General features: G+C 71.8%; 1 protein-coding gene. It reads right to left on the minus strand.

Annotated elements, in window-relative coordinates:
• Position 1: 1 nt before the first annotated feature.
• A complete protein-coding gene (locus AQJ11_RS44995; RefSeq protein WP_059267385.1) occupies positions 2-928 on the minus strand; it encodes an alpha/beta hydrolase in 927 nt (308 codons plus the stop codon).
• Between the last annotated feature and the right edge of the window lie 58 nt (positions 929-986).

A 986-nucleotide genomic window follows, 5' to 3' on the forward strand; every position in this document is an offset into this window, starting at 1 on the left:
TTCAGCTCGTGGTGCCGAGGTGGGTGGTGAAGAAGTCGGTGAGTTTGTCGATGGCGGGGTCGATGTGCTGCTTCTTGTCGTAGAGGTCGACGTGGCTGGCGCCTTCGATGCGGTGGAGTTCCTTGGGGCCGGTGGCGCGCTGGTGGGCCTGGATGGCCATCCAGGCGGTGACGGCGCGCTCGCCGATGATCTGGAGGATGGGGCGGGGGCCGATCAGGGGGACGGCGAGGAAGGCGTCGAAGGAGGCCAGCTTGTCGACGCTCTGCCATACGAAGTACTTCGCGGACCGTTCGTGCTCACCGCGTGAGGTGCAGTAGTAGTCGAAGCCCTCGACACCGTGCTCGCCGCCGAGGGCGCCGGCCTGTTCGGCGGTGGCGGGAAAGACCGGCATGACACCGGCATCCTCGCCGCGGGCGGCGGCGGTGCGGGCGTGGGCGGCGGCGTCCAGCAGGGCCTGGAAGACGGCCGGGTCCTGGGCGCCGTCCGCGCCGTAGCGGAACTGGCGGGCGACGTCGACGCCGCTGACGGTGGCGACGGCCCTGACGCGGTGGTCGGCGCCGGTGGCGGTCAGCGAGTAGCCGCCGGAGGCGCAGATGCCCAGCAGCCCGATCCGTTCGGCGTCGACGTCCTCGCGGGTGGTCAGGTAGGACACGGCGGCCTTGAAGTCCTCCACCCGCTGGGCGGGGTCCTCCAGACCGCGCGGCAGACCGCCGGAGGCGCCCTGGTAGGCCGCGTCGAAGGCGAGGGCGAGGAACCCGCGCTCGGCCATCCGCTGCGCGTACGTCCCCGAGGTCTGCTCCTTCACGGCGGTACCGGGGTGGCCGACCACCAGGGCCGGGCGCGGGCCCGGTGCCGGGGTGTCGGGGGTGTAGAGGTGGGCGGCGATCTCGATGCCGGCGCTGTCGAAGGTAACGCTGGTCCTGGCCATGGGGCACTCCTGCCGAAGTCCGATGAAGTGGTCGGTGTGACACACCCGGTGCGGCCGG

The sequence above is a fragment of the Streptomyces corchorusii genome (assembly GCF_001514055.1).
In the GTDB taxonomy this organism is placed as follows: domain Bacteria; phylum Actinomycetota; class Actinomycetes; order Streptomycetales; family Streptomycetaceae; genus Streptomyces; species Streptomyces olivaceoviridis.

What these genes read in the sequence shown, in the direction of transcription:
- AQJ11_RS44995 (WP_059267385.1), bottom strand. Translation starts at nt 928, where the DNA reads ATGGCCAGGACCAGCGTTACCTTCGACAGCGCCGGCATCGAGATCGCC.